Origin of the sequence: Streptomyces sp. NPDC050548 (genome assembly GCF_044457385.1) — a bacterium.
In the GTDB taxonomy this organism is placed as follows: Bacteria; Actinomycetota; Actinomycetes; order Streptomycetales; family Streptomycetaceae; genus Streptomyces.
The window spans coordinates 17,574-41,359 of record NZ_JBITGV010000019.1; the positions used below are offsets into that span (position 1 = coordinate 17,574).

General features: G+C 70.8%; 24 protein-coding genes. 9 read left to right on the forward strand and 15 right to left on the reverse strand.

The features are described 5' to 3' along the window. Window positions 1–47 precede the first annotated feature (47 nt). The 3 genes from ACIBJH_RS38575 to ACIBJH_RS38585 are packed head-to-tail and all read left to right on the forward strand — an operon-like array spanning window position 48 to window position 2,668. Window positions 48–1,802: a sensor histidine kinase gene (locus ACIBJH_RS38575; protein WP_399121590.1), complete on the forward strand. Its 1,755-nt coding sequence runs from the start codon at window positions 48–50 to the stop codon at window positions 1,800–1,802. Between the two features lie 31 nt (window positions 1,803–1,833). Further along, entirely contained in the window at window positions 1,834–2,490 is a 657-nt protein-coding gene (locus ACIBJH_RS38580; protein ID WP_399121591.1) for a response regulator, read from the forward strand. Next, complete coding sequence (locus tag ACIBJH_RS38585) at window positions 2,477–2,668, forward strand: hypothetical protein (protein WP_399121592.1); 192 nt, start codon at window positions 2,477–2,479, stop codon at window positions 2,666–2,668. Before ACIBJH_RS38580 ends, ACIBJH_RS38585 begins: the two co-directional genes overlap by 14 nt. A 27-nt stretch (window positions 2,669–2,695) precedes the next feature. Here the strand turns inward: ACIBJH_RS38585 and ACIBJH_RS38590 are convergent, their stop codons facing one another. Next, a complete protein-coding gene (locus tag ACIBJH_RS38590) occupies window positions 2,696–3,193 on the reverse strand; it encodes a MarR family winged helix-turn-helix transcriptional regulator (protein ID WP_399121593.1) in 498 nt (165 codons plus the stop codon). 111 nt (window positions 3,194–3,304) lie between these two features. On the opposite strand from ACIBJH_RS38590, the gene ACIBJH_RS38595 reads away from it, so the two are divergent. After that, window positions 3,305–4,072, forward strand: a complete 768-nt coding sequence (locus tag ACIBJH_RS38595) for a pirin family protein (RefSeq protein WP_399121594.1) — start codon at window positions 3,305–3,307, stop codon at window positions 4,070–4,072. Between the two features lie 173 nt (window positions 4,073–4,245). Next, window positions 4,246–4,749 (forward strand): GNAT family N-acetyltransferase, encoded by a 504-nt coding sequence (locus ACIBJH_RS38600; protein ID WP_399121595.1) that lies wholly within the window; start codon window positions 4,246–4,248, stop codon window positions 4,747–4,749. On the opposite strand, the gene ACIBJH_RS38605 is transcribed toward ACIBJH_RS38600, so the two are convergent. From ACIBJH_RS38605 to ACIBJH_RS38625, 5 genes are all read right to left on the reverse strand, one after another. Then, on the reverse strand, window positions 4,733–5,800 hold the full coding sequence (locus ACIBJH_RS38605) for a P1 family peptidase (protein WP_399121596.1): 1,068 nt from the start codon (window positions 5,798–5,800) through the stop codon (window positions 4,733–4,735). The genes ACIBJH_RS38600 and ACIBJH_RS38605 overlap by 17 nt on opposite strands. Before the next feature lie 66 nt (window positions 5,801–5,866). Further along, window positions 5,867–6,865 carry a type I glyceraldehyde-3-phosphate dehydrogenase gene (gene gap / locus ACIBJH_RS38610; protein WP_399121597.1) on the reverse strand — a complete coding sequence of 333 codons (999 nt, stop codon included), beginning with the start codon at window positions 6,863–6,865 and terminating at the stop codon, window positions 5,867–5,869. A gap of 120 nt (window positions 6,866–6,985) precedes the next feature. After that, window positions 6,986–7,942 (reverse strand): GlxA family transcriptional regulator, encoded by a 957-nt coding sequence (locus tag ACIBJH_RS38615; RefSeq protein ID WP_399121598.1) that lies wholly within the window; start codon window positions 7,940–7,942, stop codon window positions 6,986–6,988. Between the two features lie 58 nt (window positions 7,943–8,000). Next, window positions 8,001–8,378 (reverse strand): toxin Doc, encoded by a 378-nt coding sequence (locus ACIBJH_RS38620; protein ID WP_399121599.1) that lies wholly within the window; start codon window positions 8,376–8,378, stop codon window positions 8,001–8,003. Continuing rightward, window positions 8,378–8,614 carry a hypothetical protein gene (locus ACIBJH_RS38625; protein ID WP_026179556.1) on the reverse strand — a complete coding sequence of 79 codons (237 nt, stop codon included), beginning with the start codon at window positions 8,612–8,614 and terminating at the stop codon, window positions 8,378–8,380. Before ACIBJH_RS38625 ends, ACIBJH_RS38620 begins: the two co-directional genes overlap by 1 nt. Before the next feature lie 89 nt (window positions 8,615–8,703). Here ACIBJH_RS38625 and ACIBJH_RS38630 point away from each other — a divergent pair, with 89 nt between their 5' ends. Both ACIBJH_RS38630 and ACIBJH_RS38635 read left to right on the forward strand, forming a co-directional pair. Next, the gene (locus ACIBJH_RS38630; RefSeq protein WP_399121600.1) at window positions 8,704–9,483 is read left to right on the forward strand and encodes an SDR family NAD(P)-dependent oxidoreductase; all 780 of its coding nucleotides are present in this window, start codon (window positions 8,704–8,706) and stop codon (window positions 9,481–9,483) included. Window positions 9,484–9,571: 88 nt separating this feature from the next. Continuing rightward, entirely contained in the window at window positions 9,572–10,375 is an 804-nt protein-coding gene (locus ACIBJH_RS38635; protein ID WP_399121601.1) for an SAM-dependent methyltransferase, read from the forward strand. Between the two features lie 18 nt (window positions 10,376–10,393). On the opposite strand, the gene ACIBJH_RS38640 is transcribed toward ACIBJH_RS38635, so the two are convergent. Further along, complete coding sequence (locus ACIBJH_RS38640; RefSeq protein WP_399121602.1) at window positions 10,394–12,703, reverse strand: ATP-binding protein; 2,310 nt, start codon at window positions 12,701–12,703, stop codon at window positions 10,394–10,396. Window positions 12,704–12,981: 278 nt separating this feature from the next. On the opposite strand from ACIBJH_RS38640, the gene ACIBJH_RS38645 reads away from it, so the two are divergent. Next, entirely contained in the window at window positions 12,982–14,118 is a 1,137-nt protein-coding gene (locus ACIBJH_RS38645; RefSeq protein WP_399121603.1) for an FAD-binding oxidoreductase, read from the forward strand. On the opposite strand, the gene ACIBJH_RS38650 is transcribed toward ACIBJH_RS38645, so the two are convergent. Together ACIBJH_RS38650 and ACIBJH_RS38655 are read right to left on the reverse strand one after the other, a co-directional pair. After that, a complete protein-coding gene (locus tag ACIBJH_RS38650) occupies window positions 14,119–15,315 on the reverse strand; it encodes an FAD-dependent oxidoreductase (RefSeq protein WP_399121604.1) in 1,197 nt (398 codons plus the stop codon). It abuts the gene before it with no gap. Window positions 15,316–15,329: 14 nt separating this feature from the next. After that, window positions 15,330–16,514, reverse strand: coding sequence for an FAD-dependent oxidoreductase (locus ACIBJH_RS38655; RefSeq protein WP_399121605.1), 1,185 nt, complete (start codon window positions 16,512–16,514; stop codon window positions 15,330–15,332). A gap of 164 nt (window positions 16,515–16,678) precedes the next feature. On the opposite strand from ACIBJH_RS38655, the gene ACIBJH_RS38660 reads away from it, so the two are divergent. Further along, window positions 16,679–17,491, forward strand: a complete 813-nt coding sequence (locus ACIBJH_RS38660) for an IclR family transcriptional regulator C-terminal domain-containing protein (RefSeq protein WP_399121606.1) — start codon at window positions 16,679–16,681, stop codon at window positions 17,489–17,491. 16 nt (window positions 17,492–17,507) lie between these two features. Here the strand turns inward: ACIBJH_RS38660 and ACIBJH_RS38665 are convergent, their stop codons facing one another. Genes ACIBJH_RS38665 through ACIBJH_RS38690 form a run of 6 tightly spaced genes read right to left on the reverse strand, consistent with a single transcriptional unit; the run spans window position 17,508 to window position 23,782 of the window. Further along, window positions 17,508–19,259, reverse strand: a complete 1,752-nt coding sequence (locus ACIBJH_RS38665; RefSeq protein ID WP_399121607.1) for an FAD-dependent oxidoreductase — start codon at window positions 19,257–19,259, stop codon at window positions 17,508–17,510. A 31-nt stretch (window positions 19,260–19,290) separates the two neighbouring features. Then, on the reverse strand, window positions 19,291–19,653 hold the full coding sequence (locus tag ACIBJH_RS38670) for a hypothetical protein (RefSeq protein ID WP_399121608.1): 363 nt from the start codon (window positions 19,651–19,653) through the stop codon (window positions 19,291–19,293). Next, entirely contained in the window at window positions 19,650–20,537 is an 888-nt protein-coding gene (locus ACIBJH_RS38675; protein WP_399121609.1) for an extradiol ring-cleavage dioxygenase, read from the reverse strand. Before ACIBJH_RS38675 ends, ACIBJH_RS38670 begins: the two co-directional genes overlap by 4 nt. Window positions 20,538–20,561: 24 nt before the next feature. Further along, complete coding sequence (locus tag ACIBJH_RS38680) at window positions 20,562–21,365, reverse strand: citryl-CoA lyase (protein WP_399121610.1); 804 nt, start codon at window positions 21,363–21,365, stop codon at window positions 20,562–20,564. Beyond that, on the reverse strand, window positions 21,362–22,570 hold the full coding sequence (locus ACIBJH_RS38685; protein ID WP_399121611.1) for a CaiB/BaiF CoA transferase family protein: 1,209 nt from the start codon (window positions 22,568–22,570) through the stop codon (window positions 21,362–21,364). The genes ACIBJH_RS38680 and ACIBJH_RS38685 overlap by 4 nt, the downstream gene beginning before the upstream one ends. 48 nt (window positions 22,571–22,618) lie before the next feature. After that, on the reverse strand, window positions 22,619–23,782 hold the full coding sequence (locus ACIBJH_RS38690; RefSeq protein WP_399121612.1) for an acyl-CoA dehydrogenase family protein: 1,164 nt from the start codon (window positions 23,780–23,782) through the stop codon (window positions 22,619–22,621). Between the last annotated feature and the right edge of the window lie 4 nt (window positions 23,783–23,786).

The window sequence follows — 23,786 nt, forward strand, 5'->3', positions numbered from 1 at the left end:
GACGAACGGAGGCTGTGCGCGCGGGCGGTGATGTCTACCGTTGGCGCGTGGACGTGAAGACGAAGGCGCGCGAGGTCCGGAAGCAGTTGGGGGCGGCACACTTGTGGTCCCGGCGGCAGATCGTCGGCGAGGCGGTGCTGGCCGTCCTGCTGGGCCTGTTCGCGATGCTGAGCTTCGCCGAGGAGGATGTGCCGCGGATGATCGCCGCGGCGGTGACCGCCGTGGCGCTCTCGCTGCTGCGACGGTCCTTCCCCGCGACCGTGCTGATCGTGACGGGCGCGATCGCCGGTGCGCTCGGCACCTTCGGGGTCGTGCTGATGGCCGCGAGCTGGTCGGCGGGGGCCCGGATCGAGGCGCCTCGACGGGCACTCGCACTGTTCGGGACCACCTTCGTCCTCTTCACGGCACTGTCCGTCAGCCAGGCGCCCTTCAACCTGCTCGCGGCGCAGACACTGGTGTTCACCGCGCTCGCGTTCCTGGCGACGACGGTCGTGCCCGGTCTCACCAGTCGCTACCGCGCCCAGCGGCGCAGGCTGGTGCACGCGCTGCACGAGCACAACGCCCAACTGCTGCGCGAGCGCGAGATCATCGCGTCCCACGCGCGCCTGCGCGAGCGGCAGCGCATCGCGCAGGACATGCACGACAGCCTCGGCCACCAATTGGCGCTGATCGCCGTCCACACGGGCGCGCTGGAGGTGGACCGGGACCTGACGGACGGGCAGCGCGAGGTGGTAGGCGTCCTCCGGGAGGCGTCCGTGGCCGCGATGCACGAGCTGCGCGAAGCCGTCGGCATCCTGCACGACGGCACACCGGACCGGGCGCGGGAACACGAGCCCGACCCGGAGCCCGCGGCCAGGGGTGTGGCGGGGATAGCCGACCTTGTGGCGGCGTCGCGAGGCGCGCATTCCGCCGTGGAGCTACGACGCGCGGGCGAGGCACGGCCGCTGTCCCCGGCCGCCGATCACGCGGCGTACCGGATCGTGCAGGAGGCACTCACCAATGCCCTGAAGCACGCGCCGGGCGCCTCGATCGCCGTGGAGTTGCGGTACGAGCCGGACTCCCTGGTGGTCGAGGTCGCCAATGGGCCGATACCCGTGACGACCGGCGGCGGCCGGCACACCGTGGTCAGCGGCGGGCAGGGCCTCACGGGCCTTCAGGAGCGGGCCCGGCTGGTCGGCGGCATGGTGCATACGGGCTCCACGGCCGAGGGCGGGTTCCGGGTCGCGGGTGTTCTGCCGTACGGCCCTCCACCGCGCACGCCGGGCGGGGACCAGCGGCAGGCGGACTCGGCGCGGAAGGGAACGACGTTCGTCGATGGGGCGAACGACTTCCGGGGGCAGAGCGAAGGGGTGGTGCCCGGCGACGGTGGTGCGGACATCGACTGGTCCGGTGCGCCGGACAGGCAGAAGGAGTTCGACATCGCCATGGGACGCAAGGGGAAAGGCATTGTGATCGGTTGCAGTGCCGCGGTGGTGGCCTTCCTGGTTCTCGGAGTGCTGGCCGTCGTGCTGGTCGTCAACCTGGTGGAGAAGGAGTCCGACAAACTCATGCTCCAGCCGTCCGTCTACAACTCCGTGAAGGTCGGAGACACCGAGACGGCGGTGCGGGACAAGTTGCCGCACGGTAAGTCGTTCATAGCCAAGGCCATGGTCGGCAAGGGGCCCACCGAGCCGCCGGGGTCGACCTGCGCGACCTACCTGTCGACGGAGGACCGGCCGAACGAGGGGGACAAGATGCCCGCCTACCGCTTCTGCTTCAAGGACGGCAAACTGATCGAGAAAAGGGCCTACTTGGTCAAGTAGCAGCCATCGCCGCACGTCATGCAGGAGAGTTGTGATCAGAGTCCTCGTCGCGGATGACGAACCGCTCATCCGGGCGGGCATCAGGATGATCCTCACCTCCGCCGACGACATCGACGTCGTGGCGGAGGCGGCCAACGGTCGTGAGGCGGTCGACCTGGTCCGCGCCCACTCCGTCGACGTGGCGCTGCTGGACATCCAGATGCCCGTGCTGGACGGGTTGTCCGCACTGGCCGAGCTGCGGCGAGTGGCACCGGCCGTACGTCCGCTGATCCTGACGACGTTCGGCGAGCGGGAGAACGTACTGCGTGCGTTGAGCCAGGGAGGCGCCGGGTTCCTGCTGAAGGACTCGGCGCCGGCCGAGCTGATCCAGGCGGTGCGGGCGGCCGCGGCCGGGAACGCGTATCTGTCGCCGGCCGCCACCCGCCATGTGGTCGACTCGCTCGCCTCGGGGCAGTCCGCGGCGCGCGGCGAGGAGGCACGACGACGGCTGGAGACACTGAGCACCCGCGAACTGGAGGTGCTCGCACTGCTCGGCGAGGGCTTGTCGAACGCCGACGCGGGCGAGCGGATCCATGTGAGCGAGGCGACGGTGAAGACGTACGTCAGCCGGATCCTGGCGAAGTTGCGGTGCGAGAACCGGGTACAGGCGGCGCTGCTGGCGCGGGACGCGGGGCTTGAGCCCGGCTGAGGCTCCGGCCCCCGCGGTCATCGGCGGTCACGGGCGGTCGGCGACCGCCCGGCGGGGCTCCCAGCTGCTCCAGTGGATCACCCCCGCGGAAGTCGGCAAAGGCGGCCCGCAGCACCTTGTAGAACTCCAGGGCACCGGCCGGGCCGGGTCTCCTGACGACGGCAGGTACGCCCAGTGACTTCAATGTTCAAGTGATGGGCAACCGTCAGCGTACGGGTGAGTCGATGCGGTCCAGGATCCGCTCGGCGTCCTGACCGAGGCGGCGCAGGCGCTCGCCGGACAGGTTGTCGACCACGAGACGACGTACGTGGGCCACGTGCGCGGGCGCCGCGGACTCAAGCTTCCGCATGCCCTCGGGCAGGAGGACGGCGTTGGTGAAGCGCCCGTCGCTCGGATCCGGTTCTCGGCGGACGTAACCGCGGCTCTCCAGCCGTTTCACCAGGTGCGACAGCCGGGACAGCGACGAGTTGGTGTGCTCGGCCAGCACACTCATGCGCAGGGTCCACTCGGGAGCTTCGGCCAGCATGGCCAGGCTCATGTACTCGACCATGCTCAGCCCGGCATCACGCTGCAACTGGGTGTCGAGGGCCCACGGCAGCCTGACGGCCAGCCGGACCAAGGACATCCACGACGCCAGCTCGGCCGGCGCGAGCCACAGATCGGCGTGCTCGTCCATCTGCTGGGACTCGTCCGGGGAGGTCATTTCGCGAGGGTACCAGTCGGCCAATGACTTGAACATTCATGTGATGCAAGCGTACCGTAGCGGTTGAACATTGAACTTTCATGGAATCCCCGCTTGCGAAGGAAGCACACCATGAGCGCACTGCTGACACCCACGGTGGACGTGCGGCGGGCCGGCGGGCGGCTTGCGAGTCGGCTGTCCTGGCTCGACTCCAAGCACTCGTTCTCCCTGGGCACGCACCGGCCGGATCCGGACAACACGCACCACGGTCTGCTGCTGGTCCACAACGAGGACCTGGTGCAGCCGGGCACGGGCTTCGACACGCATCCGCACCAGGACATGGAGATCGTCACCTGGGTGCTCCAGGGCTCGCTGGTCCATCAGGACTCCGGCGGCCACTCCGGCGTGATCTACCCCGGGCTGGCCCAGCGGATGAGCGCGGGCACCGGCATCCTGCACTCGGAGAAGAACGACCCCTACGGGTCGACCGCCGAACGCCCCACCGATCCCGTGCACTTCGTCCAGATGTGGGTCCTGCCCGACGAGGCCGGCATCGCTCCGGGCTACGAACAGCTGGAGATCGACGGCGAGTTGCTGTCCGGCGGGCTGGTGACGGTGGCGTCCGGCATGGACCGGGACAAGGACATCAGCGCCATCCGGATCCGGAACCGGCATGCGGCGCTGCACGCGGCGCGGCTGCGGCCCGGGCAGCAGGTGATCCTTCCCGAGGCGCCGTATCTGCACCTGTTCGTCGCCCGCGGCTCGCTGGACCTGGAAGGAACCGGCAGGCTCGACGAGGGCGACGCCGTGCGCTTCACGGCCACGGGCGGACACCGGGTCGCCGCGACCGAGCCCGCGGAGATCCTCGTCTGGGAGATGCACGCCACCTTCGAACTGTGACGCCCCGAGGCCCATGTACGGGACACCCCTTACGACTTGAGGCCGATGCGGCTCCCATGGGGCCAGGACCTCGCCTAGCTGGGTGTGCCCGAGACACGGGACGCGGACGGGACCTGTTTCCTCGTCAGAAAGTGACTTGCCCCGCTGGTGGGCCGCCTGGGTAGAGTCGGGCGGTGCCCGAGTTGCAGCGGCTGCGCGCCGATCACGCCCCGGCGGTCCTGGCCTTCGAGTTGGCGAACCGCGCCTACTTCGCCGCCTCCGTCACCGACCGCGGCGACGGCTACTTCGAGCGCTTCACCGACCGGTACGAGGCCCTGCTGGCCGAGCAGGCGGCGGGAATCTGCGCCTTCCATGTGCTCGTCGACGAGGACGGCTCGGTCCTCGGCAGGTTCAATCTGTTCGACCTCGTCGAGGGCGGCAGCGCCGACCTCGGCTACCGGGTGGCAGAGCACGTAGCCGGGCAGGGTCTGGCCACCGCGGCCGTCGAGGAGCTGTGCCGGCTGGCCGCGACACGGCACGGTCTGCGTACGCTCCGGGCGGCCACCTCGGACGCGAACATCGCGTCCCAGAAGGTGCTGGCCAAGGCCGGGTTCGTCCCGGTCGGCCGCGCGCTCCCGTCCGAGATCGGTGGCAGGCAGGGCACGTGGTACGAGCGCGCCCTCACCCCAGCAGACTGAGCAGCGCTGTCGCGGGCAACGGCCAACGGGTGTGCCCGCGCGGCCCCGTCACCCGGGTCGCGGTGAGCAGTGAGTTCAGCACCGCCTCTTCCACGGCGTCCAGCACCGCGCCGAAGAGGACATCCAGCCCGGCGTCGGGCACCACCGCCGGTCCGGCGGGCATGCCCGGAGGACGGGTGCCGAACGCGAGGCCGTAGTCCCCGCTGCCGTGGCCGTAACCCGCACCGACCCGGGCCAGCGCGTAGACGGCGCGGCGGGCGAGCCGGGTGAGTTGGCGGGCGTCCAGGGGCGCGTCGGTCGCGACCACGACCATGCAGGATCCGGTCTCCGGACCGGAATCGGACTCCTCGGCGGGGACACCCACGTCGGCGGGAGTGACCGTACGGCCGCGTACCCGCAGAGTGCCGGCGAAGTTGGCCTGCACCAGAACACCGAGCGTCGACTCCCGGCCCCCGAGCGGTACGCGTCGTGACGAGGTGCCGATGCCGGCCTTGAAGCCGAGCGCGGTCGTCCCGGTGCCCGCACCGACGGAGCCCTCGGCGACCGGCCCGGCGGACGCGGTGTCGAGTGCGGCGCGGACGTGTTCCTCGCGGACCGGACGCGACCGGATGTCGGACAGGAGACCGTCGTTGCACTCCCCCACCACGGGGTTCACGCTCGTGGCGGCCGCCCCCTCGGGCCGTTCCAGGATCCAGCCGACCAGGGCGTCCGCGACCCGGAAGGCCGACAGCGTCGAGGTGAGCACCACCGGGGTTTCCAGCGCGCCGAGTTCGGCGATCTGCGTGGTGCCGAGGAGCTTGCCGTAGCCGTTGCCCGCGAACACCCCGGCGGGCAACGGGCTTGCGGGGCCCACTCCTTCGGGCAGGATCGCGGTGACGCCGCTGTGCATGTGCGGCGGACGGATCAGTGTGGTGTGCCCGACCCTGATACCGGGCACGTCCGTGATCGCGTTGTGCGTCCCCGTGGGCAACTCACCTGTGCCGAGCCCGAGTTCACGGGCCCGGCGGGGCACGGCGGGCGCGAAGGGAACGGGGCGGGGCGACTCGGGCATGGCCAGACACTACGGCAGCACCGATCACACCGGCGGACGAAGGTCACCCGCCCCGCTTTGTCGGTGTCAGCCGGCGGCGAGCAGTTCCAGGGTGTCGATCACCCGGTTGGAGAAGCCCCACTCGTTGTCGTACCAGGCGACGACCTTCACATGGCGGCCGTCGACGCGGGTGAGGGCCGAGTCGAAGATCGACGAGGCCGGGTTGCCGGTGATGTCGGAGGAGACCAGCGCGTCCTCGGAGTATTCGAGGACGCCCGCGAGGGGGCCCTCGGCCGCGGTGCGGTAGGCGGCCAGCACGTCCTCGCGGGTCACGTCGCGGGACACCGTGGTGTTGAGCTCGACGATCGAGCCCACCGGCACGGGCACCCGGATCGAGTCGCCCGACAGCTTGCCGTCGAGGTTCGGCAGGACGTGACCGATCGCCTTGGCGGCACCCGTCGTGGTCGGCACGATGTTGACCGCGGCGGCACGGGCACGGCGGGCGTCCCGGTGCGGGCCGTCCTGGAGGTTCTGCTCCTGCGTGTAGGCGTGCACCGTGGTCATGAAACCGTGCTCGATACCGGCGAGTTCGTCGAGCACCGCGGCCAGTGGTGCCAGCGCGTTGGTCGTGCAGGAGGCGTTGGAGACGACCGTGTGCGTGGCCGGGTCGTAGGCGTCGTTGTTCACCCCGAACGCGAGCGTGACGTCGGCGCCGTCCGAGGGCGCGCTGACGAGCACCTTGCGCGCGCCCGCGTCGAGGTGGACGCGGGCGGCCTTGGCGGACGTGAAACGGCCGGTGGACTCAAGGACGAGGTCGACATTCAACTCGGCCCAGGGCAGGTCCGCGGGCTCACGCTCGGCGAGCACCTTGATGCGCCGGCCGTCGACGACAAGGGTGTCCCCGTCCACGGAGACGGGGCGGCCGAGCCGGCCGGACGTCGTGTCGAAGGCGAGCAGCCGGGCCAAAGTGGCGGGCTCCGTCAGGTCGTTGACGGCGACGACTTCGAGAGAGCTGTCGCGTTCGAGCAGCGCGCGCAGCACATTGCGTCCGATGCGGCCGAATCCATTGATGGCGATGCGAGTCATAAGTGATGTCCCTTCGGTTCCACTCCAGGCTCGCGCGCGGCGACCGTCGGTGACAGTGGCGCGATCGCCACGGTTCAAAAGGATTTCGCCAAGGCGGTCGCAGGGCCTTCCGCTACTCCCCTACTCCCCCTGTGCGAACGTGCGCCGGTATTCGCTCGGTGTGGTGCCGAGCAGGCGGTGGAAGTGCAGCCGGAGGTTCGCGCCGGTGCCGAGGCCTACCTCGGCGGCGATCTGCTCGACGCTGCGCTCGGACCGTTCGAGCAGTTCGCGGGCCATGTCGACGCGGGCGCGCATGACCCACTGCATCGGCGTGTAGCCGGTCTCGTCGACGAAGCGCCGGGAGAACGTGCGCGGCGAGACCGCCGCCTGCCGGGCCAGTGTTTCCAGGGTGAGGGGCTCGCCGAGCCGGTGCAGCGCCCACTCGCGGGTGGCGGCGAACCGTTCGCCGAGCGGCTCGGGCACACTGCGCGGCACGTACTGCGCCTGGCCGCCGCTGCGGTAGGGGGCCGCGACCAGGCGCCGGGCCGCGTGGTTGGACGCGGCCACTCCGAGGTCGCCGCGCAGGATGTGCAGGCACAGGTCGATACCGGAGGCGGCGCCCGCCGAGGTCAGCATGCTGCCCTCGTCGACGAACAGGACGTTCTCGTCAACTTTGACGAGCGGGTACTTGGCCGCGAGTGCCCGCGTGTAGTGCCAGTGGGTCGTCGCCCGCTTGCCGTCGAGGAGGCCGGTGGCGGCGAGCGCGAAGGCCCCCGTGGAGATCGCGGCGAGCCGAGCGCCCCGGTCGTGGGCGGTGATCAGCGCGTCGAGGACGGCCTGCGGCGGATCCTCACGGTCCGGGAACCGATAGCCGGGGACGAAGACGATGTCGGCCCAGGTCAGCGCGTCGAGGCCGTCGGCGACGTGGTACGACAGGCCGTCACCGCCGGTCACCAGACCGGGAGCCGCGCCGCACAGCCGCACCTCGTACGGCATGCTCGCCCGGGTCGTGAAGACCTGCGCGGGGATCCCGACGTCGAGCGGCTTGGCGCCCTCGAGGACGAGGACGGCGACACGGCGGAGGCGGGCGGCTGACACGCCAACAGCGTACGCAGAGGTACGGCCACCCGGTCGCGAGGACCCGGGAAGGACCAGGTCAGACCTTCCAGGAGCGCAGCTGGTCGGCGACGGCCACGACACCGACGCCGGTGTCGCGGATCTTGCGGACGAGCTCGGAGAGCGCTCCGTAGGGCGGGTCGATGCCCTCGCCGGACTGGCCCATGTACTGGGCGGCGACGAACGCGGCGTAGAGGCTGTTGCGGTGCGGCAGCGGCTCCAGGCGCACGATGGTGTGCATGAGCGCGGCGGCCCGCCAGGCGGCGTCCGGGTCGGCGGCGGCGAGGGTCGGCAGCTTGGTCTTGTGGCGTGCTACGGCGGCCACGAGCGCGGAGTAGTCCGAGACCGACATGTCCTCGTCGGAGAGGGCGGCCTCCTGGACGTCGAGCAGCCAGGAGACGTCGATGTACAGGTGCATCAGGCGGCCGCGGCCCCACCGCGCTCGGAGGGCGGCACCTCTTCGGGGAAGGCGTCGTCGAACTCGCCGCGCAGCCGCTCGGCCCACGCGGACGCGCCGGCGACGAACCGGCCGCGCTGCATCTCGCGGACGCCGAGGTCGTGCAGGTACTGCTTGAGACTCTTGCCCTCGGCCGCGGCGGCGGCGCGCACTCCGTCGAGTTCCTCTTCGGTGAAGGACACGTTCAGTGATGGCATGCGTCGATGGTACCTAGTTGGTGCCACGGACGCGAGAGACCCGCCCCCCTCCGGGACCGGATCGCACGGCGGGCACCTAGGCTGCGGGAATGATCTCTCGCGATTACCTCTTCGACATGTTCTCGCTGGACGGCCGGGTGGCCGTGGTGACGGGTGGCAGCTCCGGCATCGGTCGGGCGGTCGCCGGGGCGCTCGCGCGGGCGGGGGCCCAGGTCGTCGTAGTGGCCCGCAAGGAGGCTGAACTGACCGCCACCGTCGAGGAGTTGGTGGCGGAGGGGTGCCGGGCCGCGTGGGTGAGCGACGATCTGGGGACCCGTGACGGAGTGCGGACGGCGGCGGAGGCCGCGGCCGGAATCTTCGGCGAGCCGGACATTCTCGTGAACAGTGCCGGGATCAACCTCCGGCCGCCGATGGGCGAGTTGGGCGAGGACGTGTGGGACACCACGATGGCGGTCAACCTGGAGGCGCCCTACCTCCTGGGACAGCGCTTCGGTCCCGGTATGGCCGAGCGGGGCTTCGGGCGGATCATCCACATCACCTCCCAGCAGGCGCATCGCGCGTTCGTACAGAGCGGCGCCTACGGGGTGTCCAAGGGGGCGTTGGAGTCGCTGGCCCGGTCGCAGGCCGAGGCGTGGTCGCCGTACGGCGTCACCTGCAACACGCTGGTGCCGGGGTTCGTGATGACGCCGCTCAACGCGCGGCTGTCGGACGACCCGGAGAAGGTGGCGGCGCTGGCCGCCCGAACGATGGTCGGGCGCAACGGACTTGCCGAGGATTTCGCGGGCGCCGCGGTGTTCCTGGCGAGCCCCGCCTCCGCCTATGTCACCGGGCAGTCGGTCTTCGTCGACGGCGGGTTCTCCGTGCACTAGTCCAACACCCTGTGGATGTCGACCAGTTGAGGATCGAGCCGCGGGCGTCGTGGCACACTGCTGGCCGACGGATCACGGGAGGACCGGAATGACACCTGCCGGATTAGGTGCGGACGGCATAGACACGAGCAAGCCCCAATCGGCCCGCATGTACGACTACTTCCTCGGCGGCAAGGACAACTACCCCGTCGACTGGGAAGCCGCGGAGAAGGTCATCGCCCTGTTCCCCGACGTCAGGCGCATGGCCCGGGTGAACCGTGATTTCATGCACCGGGCATCCCGGCTGTTGGCGAGGCGGGGCATCCGTCAGTTCCTCGACATCGGTACCGGGATACCCACCCGGCCGAACCTCCACCAGGTCGTCCAGGCCGTCGAGCCCGGCGCCCGTGTGGTGTACGCGGACAACGACCCGATCGTCCTCAGACATGCCGAGGCGCTTCTGCACAGCACGCCCGAGGGAAGTACGACGTACATCCAGGCCGATGTGAGAGAGCCCGCGAAGATCCTCGCGGCCGCGAAGGAGACGCTGGACTTCGAGCAGCCTGTCGCCCTGTCTCTGGTGGCACTTCTGCATCTGGTGGCCGACGAGGACGATCCCCATGGCATCGTCGGCGAACTGGTCGCGGCACTGGCGCCCGGCAGCTACCTGGCCCTTTCCCACGCGACCGGTGACTTCGATCCCGAGACCTGGGAGCGGGTCGTCGAGGTGTACCGCAGGGGCGGCACGCCCGCGCAGGTACGGTCGCGCGATGAATTCACCGCGTTCTTCACGGGACTTGAGCTTGTCGACCCGGGCATAGAACTCGCGGCGCGCTGGCATCCCGAAGCCGGGGAACCACGGAGCGGGACCGAACAGATCCCGTTGTACGTCGGAGTGGCCCGCACGGTGTGACGGACCGGGTTCGTCGCTTCAAGAACGGCGCAGGGTATTCGCCTGGCGTCTCCCGGTCGTCCAGGCGGCGATCTGCGCGCGCGACTGCAGACCGAGTTTGTCGAGGATGCGGCGCACATGGCCTTCGGCGGTGCGGGTCGAGATGACGAGGGACGCGGCGATCTCCTTGTTGGTGTGCCCTTTGGCGACGAGTTCGGCCACTTCCTCCTCGCGTTTCGACAGTGCCGTGTCCTCGGCCGGGCGGGCCGGATCCAGGTCGTCCGACGGGAGTCGCTCCACGACCACGTCGACCGCTTCCTCCAGGGACAACCTGGCGCCGCGGGCGGCCAGTTCGTCGTAGCGGCGGTCGCCGAGCAGGGTCCGTACGTCGTCCGCGCAGCGGGTGCGCAGGGTGTCGAGGACCGGGAGGGCGAAGACCTGGTGGGAGCGGGTCGCGCCGAGGACGAGGGCGGCGTCGGCGTGGCGGCCGTTCGCGGCGAGGACCGGCGCGCCCAGTTGCAGCCACCAGCCCATCCCGAAGTGGTCGTCGAGGCGCCGGGTCAGGGTCACGCCCGCAGTGAGCGCGGCCAGCGCGCCCTGGGCGTCCCCGTCGTGGAGGCGGGCGTGGGCCTGGGCCCAATGGACCGCCGAAGTGCCCCAGTTGTCGCCCTGCCCACCGAAGGTGCGGGTGAACTCGTCGGTGTAGCGCAGCCCTTGTGCCGTGTCCCCGTTCCAGATGCAGGCCAGGGACAGGTTCCACAGGGTTTTCGACGTGCCCATCAGGTCGTCCGAGGCGCGGAACTCCCCGAGAGCGTTCTCGAACAGGGCCCGGGCGCCGACGAGATCACCGCGTTGGGTGGCGAACACGCCGCCGGCGAAGTCGAGATGGCCGGCGAGGGCGGGCTGCTCCTCCCGTTGCGCGGCGACGAGTTGGGCTTCGAGTTCGGTCGCCGCCGCGCTGTCGCGGTCGTTGATCGCCAGGTCGGCCGCCACGGCCAGGGCCCGGGCCCGCTCGGGTGAGGGGTCCGTGCTCGCCCTGAGCCCACGCTCCAACCAGGCGCGCCCTTCGCCGACATGGCCGGTGATGAGCCAGTAGTACCAGAGCGACGAGGCCAGCCCCAGGGCTCCGCGCGGGTTGTCGCCGTCCGTCAGGCAGAAGGCGAGCGCGTGGTGGATGTTGGCGTGGTTGCCGCGGATCTTGGCCGCCCAGTTGTCGGTCCGGGGGGTGAGCAGTCCGGGTGTGGCTTCCTCGGCGAGCCGCCGGCACCAGTCGGCGTGCCGCTCGTTGAGGCGCAGCCACTCCTCGGGCCCGACGAGGCTGCCGCGGGCGTGGTCGCGCAGCAGGCGGGGCAGCCGGTACCAGGTGCCTCCCGGGTGTTCGTCCCGGCTGAGGACCGACTTGTCGACGAGTCCGGCCACCAGGTCGAACACCTCGCTCTCCGCGACCGGTCCCCCGGCGCAGACCTGTTCGACGGCGCCGAGTTCGAAGCGGCCGGTGAACACCGCGAGCCGCGCCCACAGCGTCTGTTCCCCGGGTGAGCAGAGCCGGTGGCTGGAGGCGATCAGGGCGTGCAGGGTCCGCTGGCGTTCGGGGGCACCGCGCTTGCCGGTGACCAGCAGCCGTTCGGCGTCGTCGAGCCGTTCGGCGAGCTGCTCCTCGGAGAGGACGTCCAGGCGGTCGGCCGCGAACTCGATGGCCATCGGCAGGCCGTCGAGGCGGTGGCAGATCCGGGCCACGGACGCGGCGTTGGCGTCGGTCAGCGCGAAGCCGGGACGGACCGCCGCGGCCCGGTCGACGAACAGCGAGACCGCGTCGCAGCGGGCCAGTGCCGCCGGGCGGAGGTCGTCGGCGTCGGGATCGGGCACCGGCAGCGGCGCCACCGGCAGGACGGCCTCGCCGGTGATGCGCAGCGGCCGTCTGCTGGTGCTGAGAACCCTCAGTCCCGGTACTTTGGCCAGGAGGCGGCTCACCAGGGCCGCGCAGGGCTCGGCGACCTGTTCGCAGCCGTCGAGCAGGAGCAGTGCCCGCAGGGGGCGGAGCTGTTCGACGAGTCTTTCCTCGGCGGGCGCGCCGTCGTCGCGCAGGCCCAGGGCCTGCAGCACGGTGGCGGGCAGCAGCGCACCGTCCGTCACGTCGTCCAGTTCGACGAACCACACACCATCGGGGAAGGCCCGGCCCATCTCGGCGGCCGCCCGTCGCGCGAGCCTGCTCTTGCCGACACCGCCGGTACCGGTCAGGGTCACGGCCGCATGGTTCTCCAGCGACCGCCGCAGCTGTCTGAGCTCGGCGCCGCGGCCGACGAAGCTGGCCAGCTCGGCCGGCAGATTGCCACGTCGCAACTGACCCACGCCCCGACCTTAGGTCGATCCGCGATCTCCGACAAGGCTCGGAGCGGCCGTGATCCACCGGCAGGCACGTACGGGAGCACACATGGAAGCGCGTACGAAGGCACGTACGGAAGCACGTAGTGAAACGCGTAGTCCCCCGCTTGGGCACGTGGCGCCCGGCGGACGAGCATCGGTGGGTCGTACCTGGTGAAGCCGCGCCGGAGCCGCCCGGAGCGTATGGCTCACCCGCCGCACGGCCGCCCCGCGGCCGTCGGCCAGAGCGAGGAGACGATGACGACATGGAAAGCACTGTGCTTCGCGGGACCGACATCAGTGCCTACGACCGGGTGGTCCGCGCCCTCCGCGCGGAGCTGGGCGACGAGGCGGTCCGCACCGCACCGACCCTCACCGTGACCCCCAGGAACACCGAGGAGATCCGCGTCGCCGTACGCCTCGCCGGCGACCACCACGTCACCGTGGACCCGCGCCGGATGAACTGTGTCCTGGACGTCGACCCGGTCCGCGCCCGTGCCGTCGTGGAACCCGGCGCACGCTGGTCCGACCTCTACGACGCGCTCGCCGACGATCTCTGGATCCCGGTGCCCGACCTGGGCTGGGACGGCGTCATCGGCGACGGCCTCGCGCCCGGTGTCGGCTACTCCCCGGACCGGCACCACCTGGCCGGCCTGTACGGGACACGCCGGACGTCCGGCGTGGTCACCCGCATCACCTGGCGGCTGGCGCGGCGTCCCGAGGTGTACACGGAGTGCCGGGCGGGCTTCACCGGCCCCCGGGCCCTCGCGCGGGTCCTCGACGCACTGCGGGAACCCCTGCTGCGCCGCGCGGTGGACGGCCCGGTGGTGCTGACCCGCGGTTTCGACTTCGACGAGAACGGTGTGGGCGGCGTCGATCCCGACGGCGACGGCTGGGTGGCCCGGTTCCGGATGTGCGGTACGGCGACAGCGGTGGACGCCGGGTACGCGAAGGCCGCGGAGATCCTGTTGCGCGCGGCGGGCGTACGACTGTCCCGGCGGACGTTCGAGGGCGACGACGTCGCGGACGCGGCCCGGCTCGACGAGCGGCTGCGGGGCGCCGTTCCCGACATGGACCTGCGCGAGCCGGCCGTACTGCCGCACGGCGAGGGCACCGCGCATGTCGACTTCACGCCGCTCTCCCCGGTCTCCGGTGCCGCCGTGGTACGTGCGGACGAGGTGGCGCGCTCGCGTTGCGCCGCGCACGGGCGGAGCTGTGTGAGCACCGTGGTGGTCCGGCCGCGCGGCACGCACCACCACATCACCACCGTCTTCTTCAACCCTCGCGACCGGCGGCAGGTCCGCTCCCTTCACGACTGCTACGCCGGTCTTGTCGAGGACTTGGCGGCGATCCGCCACGCCCCGTACCGCACCAACATCGATGCGTGGGGGCACGCACGCTGATCAACCAGCCGGGATCAGCAGCGAGGGCGTCTGGAGCGGCTGGCTGATCATCAGCCGGCCGGCCCGGAGTTGGGGATCGGTCGTCGCCCGGCGCAGTCCGGCGAGGGCCTCCTCCAGCACGTTCTCGTCCGCGCAGTTGAAGACGAGGTGCTTGAGCGCGCTGGCCACGGGCGAGGCGTACTCCTGGAACGCCCGGCGGCGGTCGTGCGCGTAGCGGTCGAGCACTTCGGCGTCGGTCTCGCCGCGCACCACGGCGGCCAGGGCCTCGGACAGTACGAAGGAGTCGAACAGGCCGGAGGTGAGGCCGAGTCCGCCGGTCGGGTTGGTCACGTGGGCGGCGTCCCCCGCCAGGACGACCCGTCCGCTGCGGAAGGCCGACGCGGCCCGTTGGTGCATCTTGTACGGGGAGTACCGCACGAGTTCGTAGCGCCGGTCGCCGGGCAGGGTGGCGGCGAAGTACTCCGGGATGCGTTCGTGCACCGTCTCCACGGGCAGGGCGGCGTCCTCGGAGTACGTGCACCGCCACAGGCCGCTGTCGTCGATCTTCGCGATGACGGCGCCGTACTGCGGGTCGATGACCATGTTGGCGTCGGCGAAGCCGTAACGGTCGTACGGGAAGCGCACGTTGGTGGCGACGAAGCGCTCCGGCCAGGTCGTGCCCTCGAAGTCCAGCCCGAGGAGTTCGCGGACGCGGCTGCTCGCGCCGTCCGCGCCGACCACCCAGCCGGCGCGCAGCCGCAGGGGCACGCCGTTCGCGTCGCCGATGACCGTGACGCCGTCTGCGTCCTGCTCCAGGCCGGTCACGGTGGTGCCGAAGCGCACCTCGGTGCCGGGCAGTCGGAGCAGGTGGCGCAGGGCGATCTCCGCCATGCGGTCCTGGCCGAGGTTGACGTTGTACGGGTAGGGCACGCGTCCTTCGAGCACGTCATGGTCGAAGCGGATGCGTTCTCCGGTGCGGTGGACCAGGAACTGCACCGTGGTGGACCGGACTCCTGCCTTCAACGTGTCGTCGAGCAGACCGAGTCGCTCCAGTCCGCCGAGAACCCCGCCGTAGTAGACGATGGCTCGGGGGGACGCCACCAGGCCCGACTCCCGTTCCAGGACCACGACTTCGACCCCGGCTCTGGCGAGGCCGAGCGCGGTGATGAGTCCGACGGGGCCCGCGCCCACGACGACGACTTTGCTGTTGCTGTCCATGCGTCCGTCTCCTTCTAGCTCTGGACCAGTGCCGGTGTTTCGATCGTCTTGCTGAACCGGAAGCGCTCCAGCAGGAGTTGCTCGTCCTTGGCCATGCGGCGCAGCCGGTCGAGGTCCTGTGCCAGGCGGGTCGGGTCCGCGGAGTGGTAGATCAGGCGTTTGTTCTCGCGGGCTGCGGGTGAGGCGATGTCGAGGAAGACCCGTCGGCGTTCGTGCGCGTAGCGGTCGAGTACGTCGTCGCCCGCGCGTCCTTGGAGCACGGCGGCGAGGGCGTCGTAGAGCACGAAGGTGTCGAACAGGCCGGAGGTGAGGCCGAGTCCGCCGGCGGGGTTGGTCGCGTGGGCGGCGTCCCCGGCGAGCAGGACGCGTCCGGCGCGGAAGCGGGTGGCGGCGCGCTGGTGCATGCGGTACGGCGAGTACTGGACGAGTTCGTACTCCTTGGTGCCGGGCAGGATGCGGTCGAAGACGGCCGGCATCCGTTCCAGGACCTGGTCCTCGGGCAGGTCCAGGGGCTCGCAGTACGTGCACCGCCACAGGCCGGTGTCGTCGATCTTGGCGATGATCGCGCCGTCGCGCGCGTCGATCTGGAGGGTGGAGCGGCCGTAGCCGTGGGCCTCGAAGTCGTAGCGGATGTTGGTGGCCACGAACCGTTCGGGCCAGGTCGTGCCCTCGAAGTCCAGGCCGAGCAGTCCGCGTACCGCGCTGCGGGCGCCGTCCGCGCCGATCACCCAGCCGGCCCTGAACTCCTCGGGCCCGTCCGGGGTTTCGGTGGTCACGGTGACCCCGTCGTCGTCCTGGGCGAGTCCGGTGAGGCGGGTGCCGAAGCGGACCGTGGCGCCGAGGCGGCGGAGGTGTTCGAGGGCGATCTCGGCGAGGCGGTGCTGGCCGAGGTGGAGGTTGTGGGGGTGGCGGACGTGCCCCTTCAGGACGTCCATCGTGAAGTTGATGCGCTCGCCGGTGGCCAGGACGAGGTAGGTGTAGTCCCCCTTGGTGAATCCGGCCCGGACGGCCTCGTCGAGGATGCCGAGCCGTTCGATGCCCTCCAGGACGGACCAGTGGTAGACCACGGCCCGCGGTGACTGAACGATCCCGGGCTCGGCCTCCAGCAGCGTCACCGAGACGCCCGCCCGGGCCAGTCCCAGGGCGTTGAGCACGCCGACCGGGCCTGCGCCCACGACGACTACGTCGGTCTGGTTCATCGGTGATCCCTTCGTCCGGCGCGTCCCGGCACCGTCTGACCTTGTTCACTGAACGACCTAATGTTCGCTGACCGTACAACTTGCACTTGTTCGCGTCTATAGCCGGGCGTTCGCTGACCGCACAAATGCGGGATCGAGGTCCGGTGAGCCAGTAGGCTGCCGCCATGGCGAACACGGAGACCCCTGGCGACGGCCCCGCACCGGTCGAACGGCTGGAGCAGCTCGAACGCGCGATGGCCGTGCTGGAGACCTTCGGCCACGACCGCCCCGCGCTGACGCTGAGCGAGGTCGCGCAGCTCACGGGCATCGCCCGCGCGAGCGCCCGGCGCATCCTGCTGACCCTGAAGGCACTGGGCTACGTCAGCGCAAGCGGCCGGACGTTCTCCCTGACGCCGAAGGTGCTGAACCTCGGCTGGAACTACTTCGCCTCGCTGGGCACCGACGAGATCGCCCGCGAACTGATGGCCGACCTGGTGCGCGAGATCGACGAGTCCTGCTCGATGGCCACCCTGGACCTGCCGGACATCGTGTACGTGGCCCGCGTGCACACCCGGCGGGTCATGACCATCGGCGGCGGCATCGGCACCCGGCTGCCGGCCCACGCCACCGCCTCCGGCCGCGTGCTGCTCGCCGCCCTCGACGACGCCGAACTCGACGCCTATATCGCCGCCGGCCCGCTGGTCGCGCACACTCCGGGCACGGTCGTCGACACCGGCCGGTTCCGCGCGGAGCTGGCCGAAGTGCGCGAGCGCGGATGGGCGCTGGTGGACCAAGAGTTGGAGATCGGGCTGGTGGCGGTCGCGGTACCGGTCACCGGCAGGGCGGGCCGTACGACGGCCGCGCTGAGCGTGTCCTCCAACTCCGCCCGCACCACGGCCGAGGACCTGAGCGAGCGCTGCCTTCCGCCGCTGCGCAAGACGGCGGAGGCCATCTCCACCGCACTCGCCCACGGAGACACCCGGGGCACCCTCGTCTGAGGGTGCCGCCGGAGCCCTATCCGAGTACGGCCTCCAGCGCCTCGGACAGCAGCAGGTGCGCCTCCTCCGGGGAGGCCGGCGCGCTCGCGTGCCGGTAGGCGACGTACAGGTCCGGACGGACCAACAGGACTCCCCCGTCGGCGACTTGGGCCAGCTCGGACCAGGTGCCGTAGGTGTCCTCGTACTCCTCGCCGGGGCCGATCGACACCGGGCGCAGGGTCAGTCCGCGTTCCGCCGAGAGGGCGGCGGCGGCCTTGAGCCAGGGTTCGCCGCCGATGCCGGTGACGACGCTGAACTCGCCCTTCCCGCCCAGATCGAGGGTGGACACCTTGTGGCCCCGGTGCGTCAGCCAGGTGTGCGGCAGTTTGGCGCCGGGCCGGGTGGTCGGCTGCGCGTACAACTGCGGGTCGCGGGCGAACTCCTCCGGGCCCGAGCCGTCGGGGACGACCGCGCCGGAGGCGTAGCGCTGGTTGTGCTCGACGCCGTGCGCGTTGAACTCGAACGACTTGTACGCGATGGCCTCGCGCAGCGCGCGCCGGATCCGCTCGCCCTTCTCCCCCGGCTCCTTGCGCGCCGCGAGGTGCTCCTCCAGCACCGACGCGTCGGAGGTGTCGGTCAGCTCCAGCGCCTCGACGATGCGGCCGGTGTCGGCGATCGACTGGTTGGCGCGCTCCACGATCTGCCGTGCTATCGGGGCCCGTTCGGCGTCGTAGCTGTCGAGCAGCGACGGCCGCGCGGTGCCGCGGATGACATGGGCGAGCTTCCAGCACAGGTTGTAGGAGTCCTGGACGGAGGTGTTGGAGCCGAGTCCGTTGGTCGGCGGGTGGCGGTGGATCGCGTCGCCCGCGCAGAACACCCGGCCCTTGGCGATCGTCGTGGCGAAGTGGTGGTTGACGGTCCACGGCGAGGACGACTTGACCTTCATCTCGAAGTCGTCGGTGCCCACGAGCTGTACGGCGAGTTCGCGGATGAACTCCTCGGTCAGCTCCGGCGGGCCCTCGGCCGGGTCGTAGCCCCACATCAGCATCCACTCGTGCCACGGCTTGACCATGCGCAGTACGCCGAGGCCCACGCCCTGCTTGTCCGCGCCCGGCTGGAGCATCCAGTAAAGGACCGAGGGACGGTGCTCGACGAAGCGCGAGAGGTCGGCCTCGAAGATGATACCGAGAGCTCCGGAGACCGGCCCGGGCCCCTCGAAGGGCAGGTCCAGGTGCTCGGCGACCTTGCTTCGGGCACCGTCCGCGCCGATCAAGTAGCGGGAGCGAACCGTGTGTTCGTGCCCGGAGAGCCGGTCGCGCACCCGGCTGGTGACGCCGTCGGCGTCCTGCTCGTGGGAGAGGTATTCGCTGTCGAACCGTATCTTCGCGCCGCGCTTCTGCGCCTCCTGGATGAGGATCGGCTCGACGATGGTCTGCGGGGCGTCGACCATCGAACAGGGGCTCTGCAGCACATAGTCGGCGTGCCGGTCCGGCGCGGTGCCCCACGACGGGACCCGGCCCAGCTCCTCCCCGGCCAGGCTGGTGCAGAACGTGGTGTTGCTCATCAGCTCCCAGGGCGTGGCCTCGCGCATCAGGCGTTCCTCGACGCCCATGTCCCGCAGCGCCTCGACGGTCCGCTGGTTGGTGATGTGGGCGCGCGGGGTGTCCGCGGGCGCGCCGTACTTGGTGATCAGCCGGACGCGGATGCCGTACGTCGCCAGGAACAGGGCGGCGGAGGCGCCGGCCGGTCCCGAGCCGACGACGAGGACGTCGGTGTCGAAGCTTTCCATGTCGGTTTCGGTGCTCAACTCTGGCCTCGTCTCAGGTCGTTATGTCGGGGTAGGGCAGGGAGAAATGGGCCAGCTCGGCCGCGTACTGCCGCTGGAACGCGAGGGGTTCGGCGTGATCGCGCTCGAAGAGCGCGATGAAGAGGGTGAGGGTCAGGAACGGGTGCGCGCCGAGTTCGAAGAGCTTCACGTAGTCGTGCGCGGCCAGCGCCTCGCGCTCCTCGTCGGTGAACCGCAGCCAGGTCGTCGCCTCGGCGGGGATCGCGTTGAGCAGTTCGCCCGCGCGCTCGGTCTCCCACCACGACACCGTCTCGCGGGGCGACTCCCGGTAGCGCTCGACCAGTTCGGGATCGCGGTCGACGGTGTAGAGGAACTTGTTCAGCAGGTACTTGCTCATGCCCGGACCCCCGAAGTCAGGTCCGCCGGGAGCCCGTTCGGGTACCAGGTGAAGTACGCCTCCATGGTGTGGAACAGGTCGAGGGTGTCGGCGTGGTCGGCCTTCACGCCCTCGCCCGCGACGCCCATCATCAGCATGAAGTCCATGAACCCGTGGGTGGCGTTGCCCGGCGTCCACAGGCTGTCGAGCGTCACCTCGGACAGACAGCCCTCGATGTCGCCGTCGGCGATCCAGCGCACCGCCTTGTGGTCGAACTCGGGGTCGGGGCCGTGCGGTCCGAACTGGCGCGGTCCGCCGAGTTCGAGCGAGAGATGGCCGGTCCCGATCACGGCGACCCTTAGGTGGCTGGGCCAGGACTCGATCAACTCCCGTATGGCCTTGCCGAGTTGGACGAAGCGAGAGGGCTGCGGCAGGGGCGGGGCGAAGATGTTGGTGTAGATCGGCACGATCGGCAGGTCCGCCTCGGGGCGGAGCGTGACGATCGGGCAGGTGATGCTGTGGTCGATCCGCAGCTCGTTGCTGAACGCGAGGTCGAAGCCCGCGTCGAGACCGTGCCGCAGGATGTGCGCGGAGAGGTCCTCCTGACCGCGCAGCAGCATCCGCGGGAGGCCGAACTCCCGTTCCTCGTTGTACCAGTTGGCGTCGTAGAAGGGTGCCTTGCCGACCAGGAACTGGGGCATGTTGTCGAGCCACAGCTGGTGGAAGTGGTCGGAGCCCACCATGACGAGGACGTCGGGCCGGGCCCGGGTGAGTGTCTCGCGGAACGCCTCGATCTTGGCGACCCAGGCGTCGGCGTACGGCGGTCGGTCCGCGCCGGTGGCCGTGCTGGCCTTGTAGTAGAAGGGGTGGTGGGTGGAGGCGATGACCGCGGCCAGGGTGGCCATGGCGGCTCCTCTCGTTCGGGTGTTTCAGGCGGGGGCGTCGGGCGAGACGTACGCGGCGTTGCGGTCGACGCTCATGTACACGTCGTAGGCGACGGGTTGCCGGCGTTCCTCAGCGAGGTGGCCGAGCAGCCCGGCGGTGCGGGCGAGCAGGGCGAAGCCGCGGAGCAGGTCGACGGGCAGGCCCAGGTCGGCCAGGGCGGCGCCGCAGACGCCGGCGCCGTTCAACGGCAGGCTGCGGCCCAGGACTTGGGGGTGGACGCGGCCGATCGCCTCGAACAGCCGCAGGTGCGGACCGCGCAGGCCTTCCTCCTCTGCGATGCGCAGGAGGACCGGTGTGCGCGGGTCGCCCTTCTTGTGCACCGGGTGCCCGAGGCCGGGCACGAGTCGGCGTTCGGCGCGGGCCTTGGTGACGGCGGTCAGGGCGAGGGCGTCGAAGTCCGCGTCGGCGTCGGGCAGTTGGCCGTCGACGGTGGCCAAAGTGTCGGCCAGGAAGCGGCCGCAGTCCTCGGTGACCCCGAGGAAGCGGGAGCCGCCGCCGAGCAGTCCGGAGGCGAGCGCGCCCTGGATCGACTCGGGGGCGCTGAGGTACGTCAGCCGGGCGGCGATCGCCGTCGGGGTGAAACCGTGGTCGGCGAGGGCGACCAGGACCGCTTCGAAGACCCGCACCTCGGACGGGGTGGGCCTGCGCAACGTGACCAGCCAGAGGGCCAGTTCACCGAAACCGACCTTGCCCATCAGGTCCTCGGTGAGGTCCTGGCCGAGCAGCCGGATGGTGTCGGTGTCGGAGGTGCCCAGGGAGGTGGGGTAACTGCCGTGGGGAGTGGTCATCCGTTCTGCTCCGTTCGCCTGCGGTCCTGCGTTCGCGGTCGCTCCGCCCGCAGCCAGGCGCGGATCTCCTCGCCGTGCTCGTCCAGGCCGGGCGGTGGCAGGTCGTAGCGCGGCGGGGTGGCGGAGAAGGTGATGGGGTTGCGGATGCCGGGCACGGCGGCCTCGCCCTCGCCCGCGTCGACGAGCGGTCGCAGGCCCAACTCGTCGGCGAGCGCGACCCCTCCGTCGATCGTGTTGATCGGCGCGGACGGGACTCCGGCCGCGGTCAGTTCGCGGAACCACTCGTCCTTCGTCCGCTTCGACAGCCGGTCCACCAGCAGTGGGCGCAACTCCTCGCGGTGCGCGGTGCGGTCCTGGTTGTGCGCGAAGCGCGGGTCGTCGACCAGTTCGGGCAGGCCTAGCACTTCGCACAGCTTGCGGAACTGGCCGTCGTTGCCCGCGATGACGATGAGTTCGCCGTCGGCGGTGGGCAGCGGTTCGTACGGGAAGAGGCTGGGGTGCGCGTTGCCCATGCGGTACGGGACGACGCCCGCGGCGGCGTACGCGCCCGTGTGGTTGACCAGGCCGGACAGCGCGGAGGAGAGCAGGTTCAGCTCGATGTGCTGGCCCTGACCGGTCGCCTCCCGGTGGCGCAGCGCGGCGAGGATGCCGATGGTCGTGTGCAGTCCGGTCATCACGTCGAACACCGAGATGCCCGCGCGGAACGGCGAGCCGTCCGGGTCCCCGGTGAGGCTCATCAGCCCCGACATCGCCTGGACCATCAGGTCGTAGCCGGGGAGTCCGGCCCCTGCGCCGGGACCGAAGCCGCTGATCGAGGCGTAGACGACACCGGGGTTCCCGGCACTCACCGTCTCGTGGTCGAGGCCGAACCGCCCCAGGCCGCCGGGCTTGAAGTTCTCGATCAACACGTCGGCGCGGGCGGCGAGTTCGCGGGCCGCTTCGAGGTCCTCGGGCTTGCGCAGGTCCAGGGCGATGGACCGTTTGTTGCGGTTGACGGCGAGGTAGTACGTGGAGATGTCGTCCCGGACCGGTGGCATCCAGGTCCGGGTGTCGTCGCCGCCGGGGCTCTCGACCTTGATGACCTCCGCGCCCAGGTCGGCCAGGAGCATGGTGGCGTAGGGGCCGGCGAGGATGCGGGAGAAGTCGGCGACGAGGAGTCCGGTCAGGGGGCCGGGGACGGGGTTCTGCTGAGGGGGCGTGGGCATGCCCTCACCTCGTTTCTGGGTGGTGTGATCGAGGCGGTACGGGAGAGGTCAGCCGACGCGTCCCTGGCCCGCGACGAGCTTCTTCGCGATCACCGTGCGCAGGATGTCGCTGGTGCCCTCGCCGATGCTCATCAGCATCGAGTCGCGGAACAGCCGCTCGACCTCGTACTCCTTGGAGTAGCCGTAGGCGCCGTGCACACGCATGGCCTCCTGGGCGGCGCTGACGGCGACCTCGGAGGCGTGCAGCTTGGCCATCCCGGTCTCCAGGTCGGCCCGTTCGGTCTCGTCCTTGCGGCTCGCGGCCCAGTAGGTGAGCAGCCGGGCGCTCTGGACGCCGGTGGCCATGTCGGCGATCTTCAGCTGGATGGCCTGGAAGTCGGCGATGGGCCGGCCGAAGGCGCGCCGCTGCCGGGAGTAGTCCAGGGCCTCCTCGTAGGCGCGCTGGGCGATGCCGACGCTGCGGGCCGCGACGTTGATCCGGCCCACTTCCAGTGCGGACAGGGCCTGTTGGAGTCCGCGGCCCTCGACGCCGCCGAGGAGGTTCTCCTTCGGCACCCGGACGCCGGTCAGGACGATCTCGCAGGTCTCGGGGCCGTTGTAGCCGAGCTTGGGCAGGTCGCGGGTGATCTCGTAGCCGGGGGTGGCGGCGTCGACGAGCAGGATGCTCATGCCCCGGTGGGCCGGGGAGGCGGTGGGGTCGGTCTTGACCAGGACCGGCATGGGGTCGGCGTAACGGGCGTTGGTGATCCACATCTTGGTGCCGTCGACGACGTAGTGGTCGCCGTCGAGGCGGGCGCGGGTGGTGATGCCCTGGAGGTCGCTGCCCGCGTCGGGCTCGGTGAGGGCGATGCCGGTGCGGCGCTCGCCGGTGGCCAACTCCGGGAGATACCGGGTGCGTTGGTCCTCGGTGCCGTGCCGGGCGATCATCCAGGTGGCGAGGGAGTGGCTGCCGAGGATGCCGGCCACGCCCATCCAGCCGCGGGCTATCTCCTCGAAGACGAGGGCGAAGGAGACCAGGTCGACCGCGAGTCCGCCGTACTCCTCGGGGACCAGCAGGCCGAACAGGCCCATCTCCTTCATCGTCTCGACGATCTCCGCCGGGTAGCGTCCGCTCTGCTCCCATTCGCGGGCGACGGGGACGATGTCCTTGTCGACGAAGTCGCGCAGGGTGCGGCGGAACTGCCGCTGCTCGTCGTTGAGCGTGAAGTCCATGTGC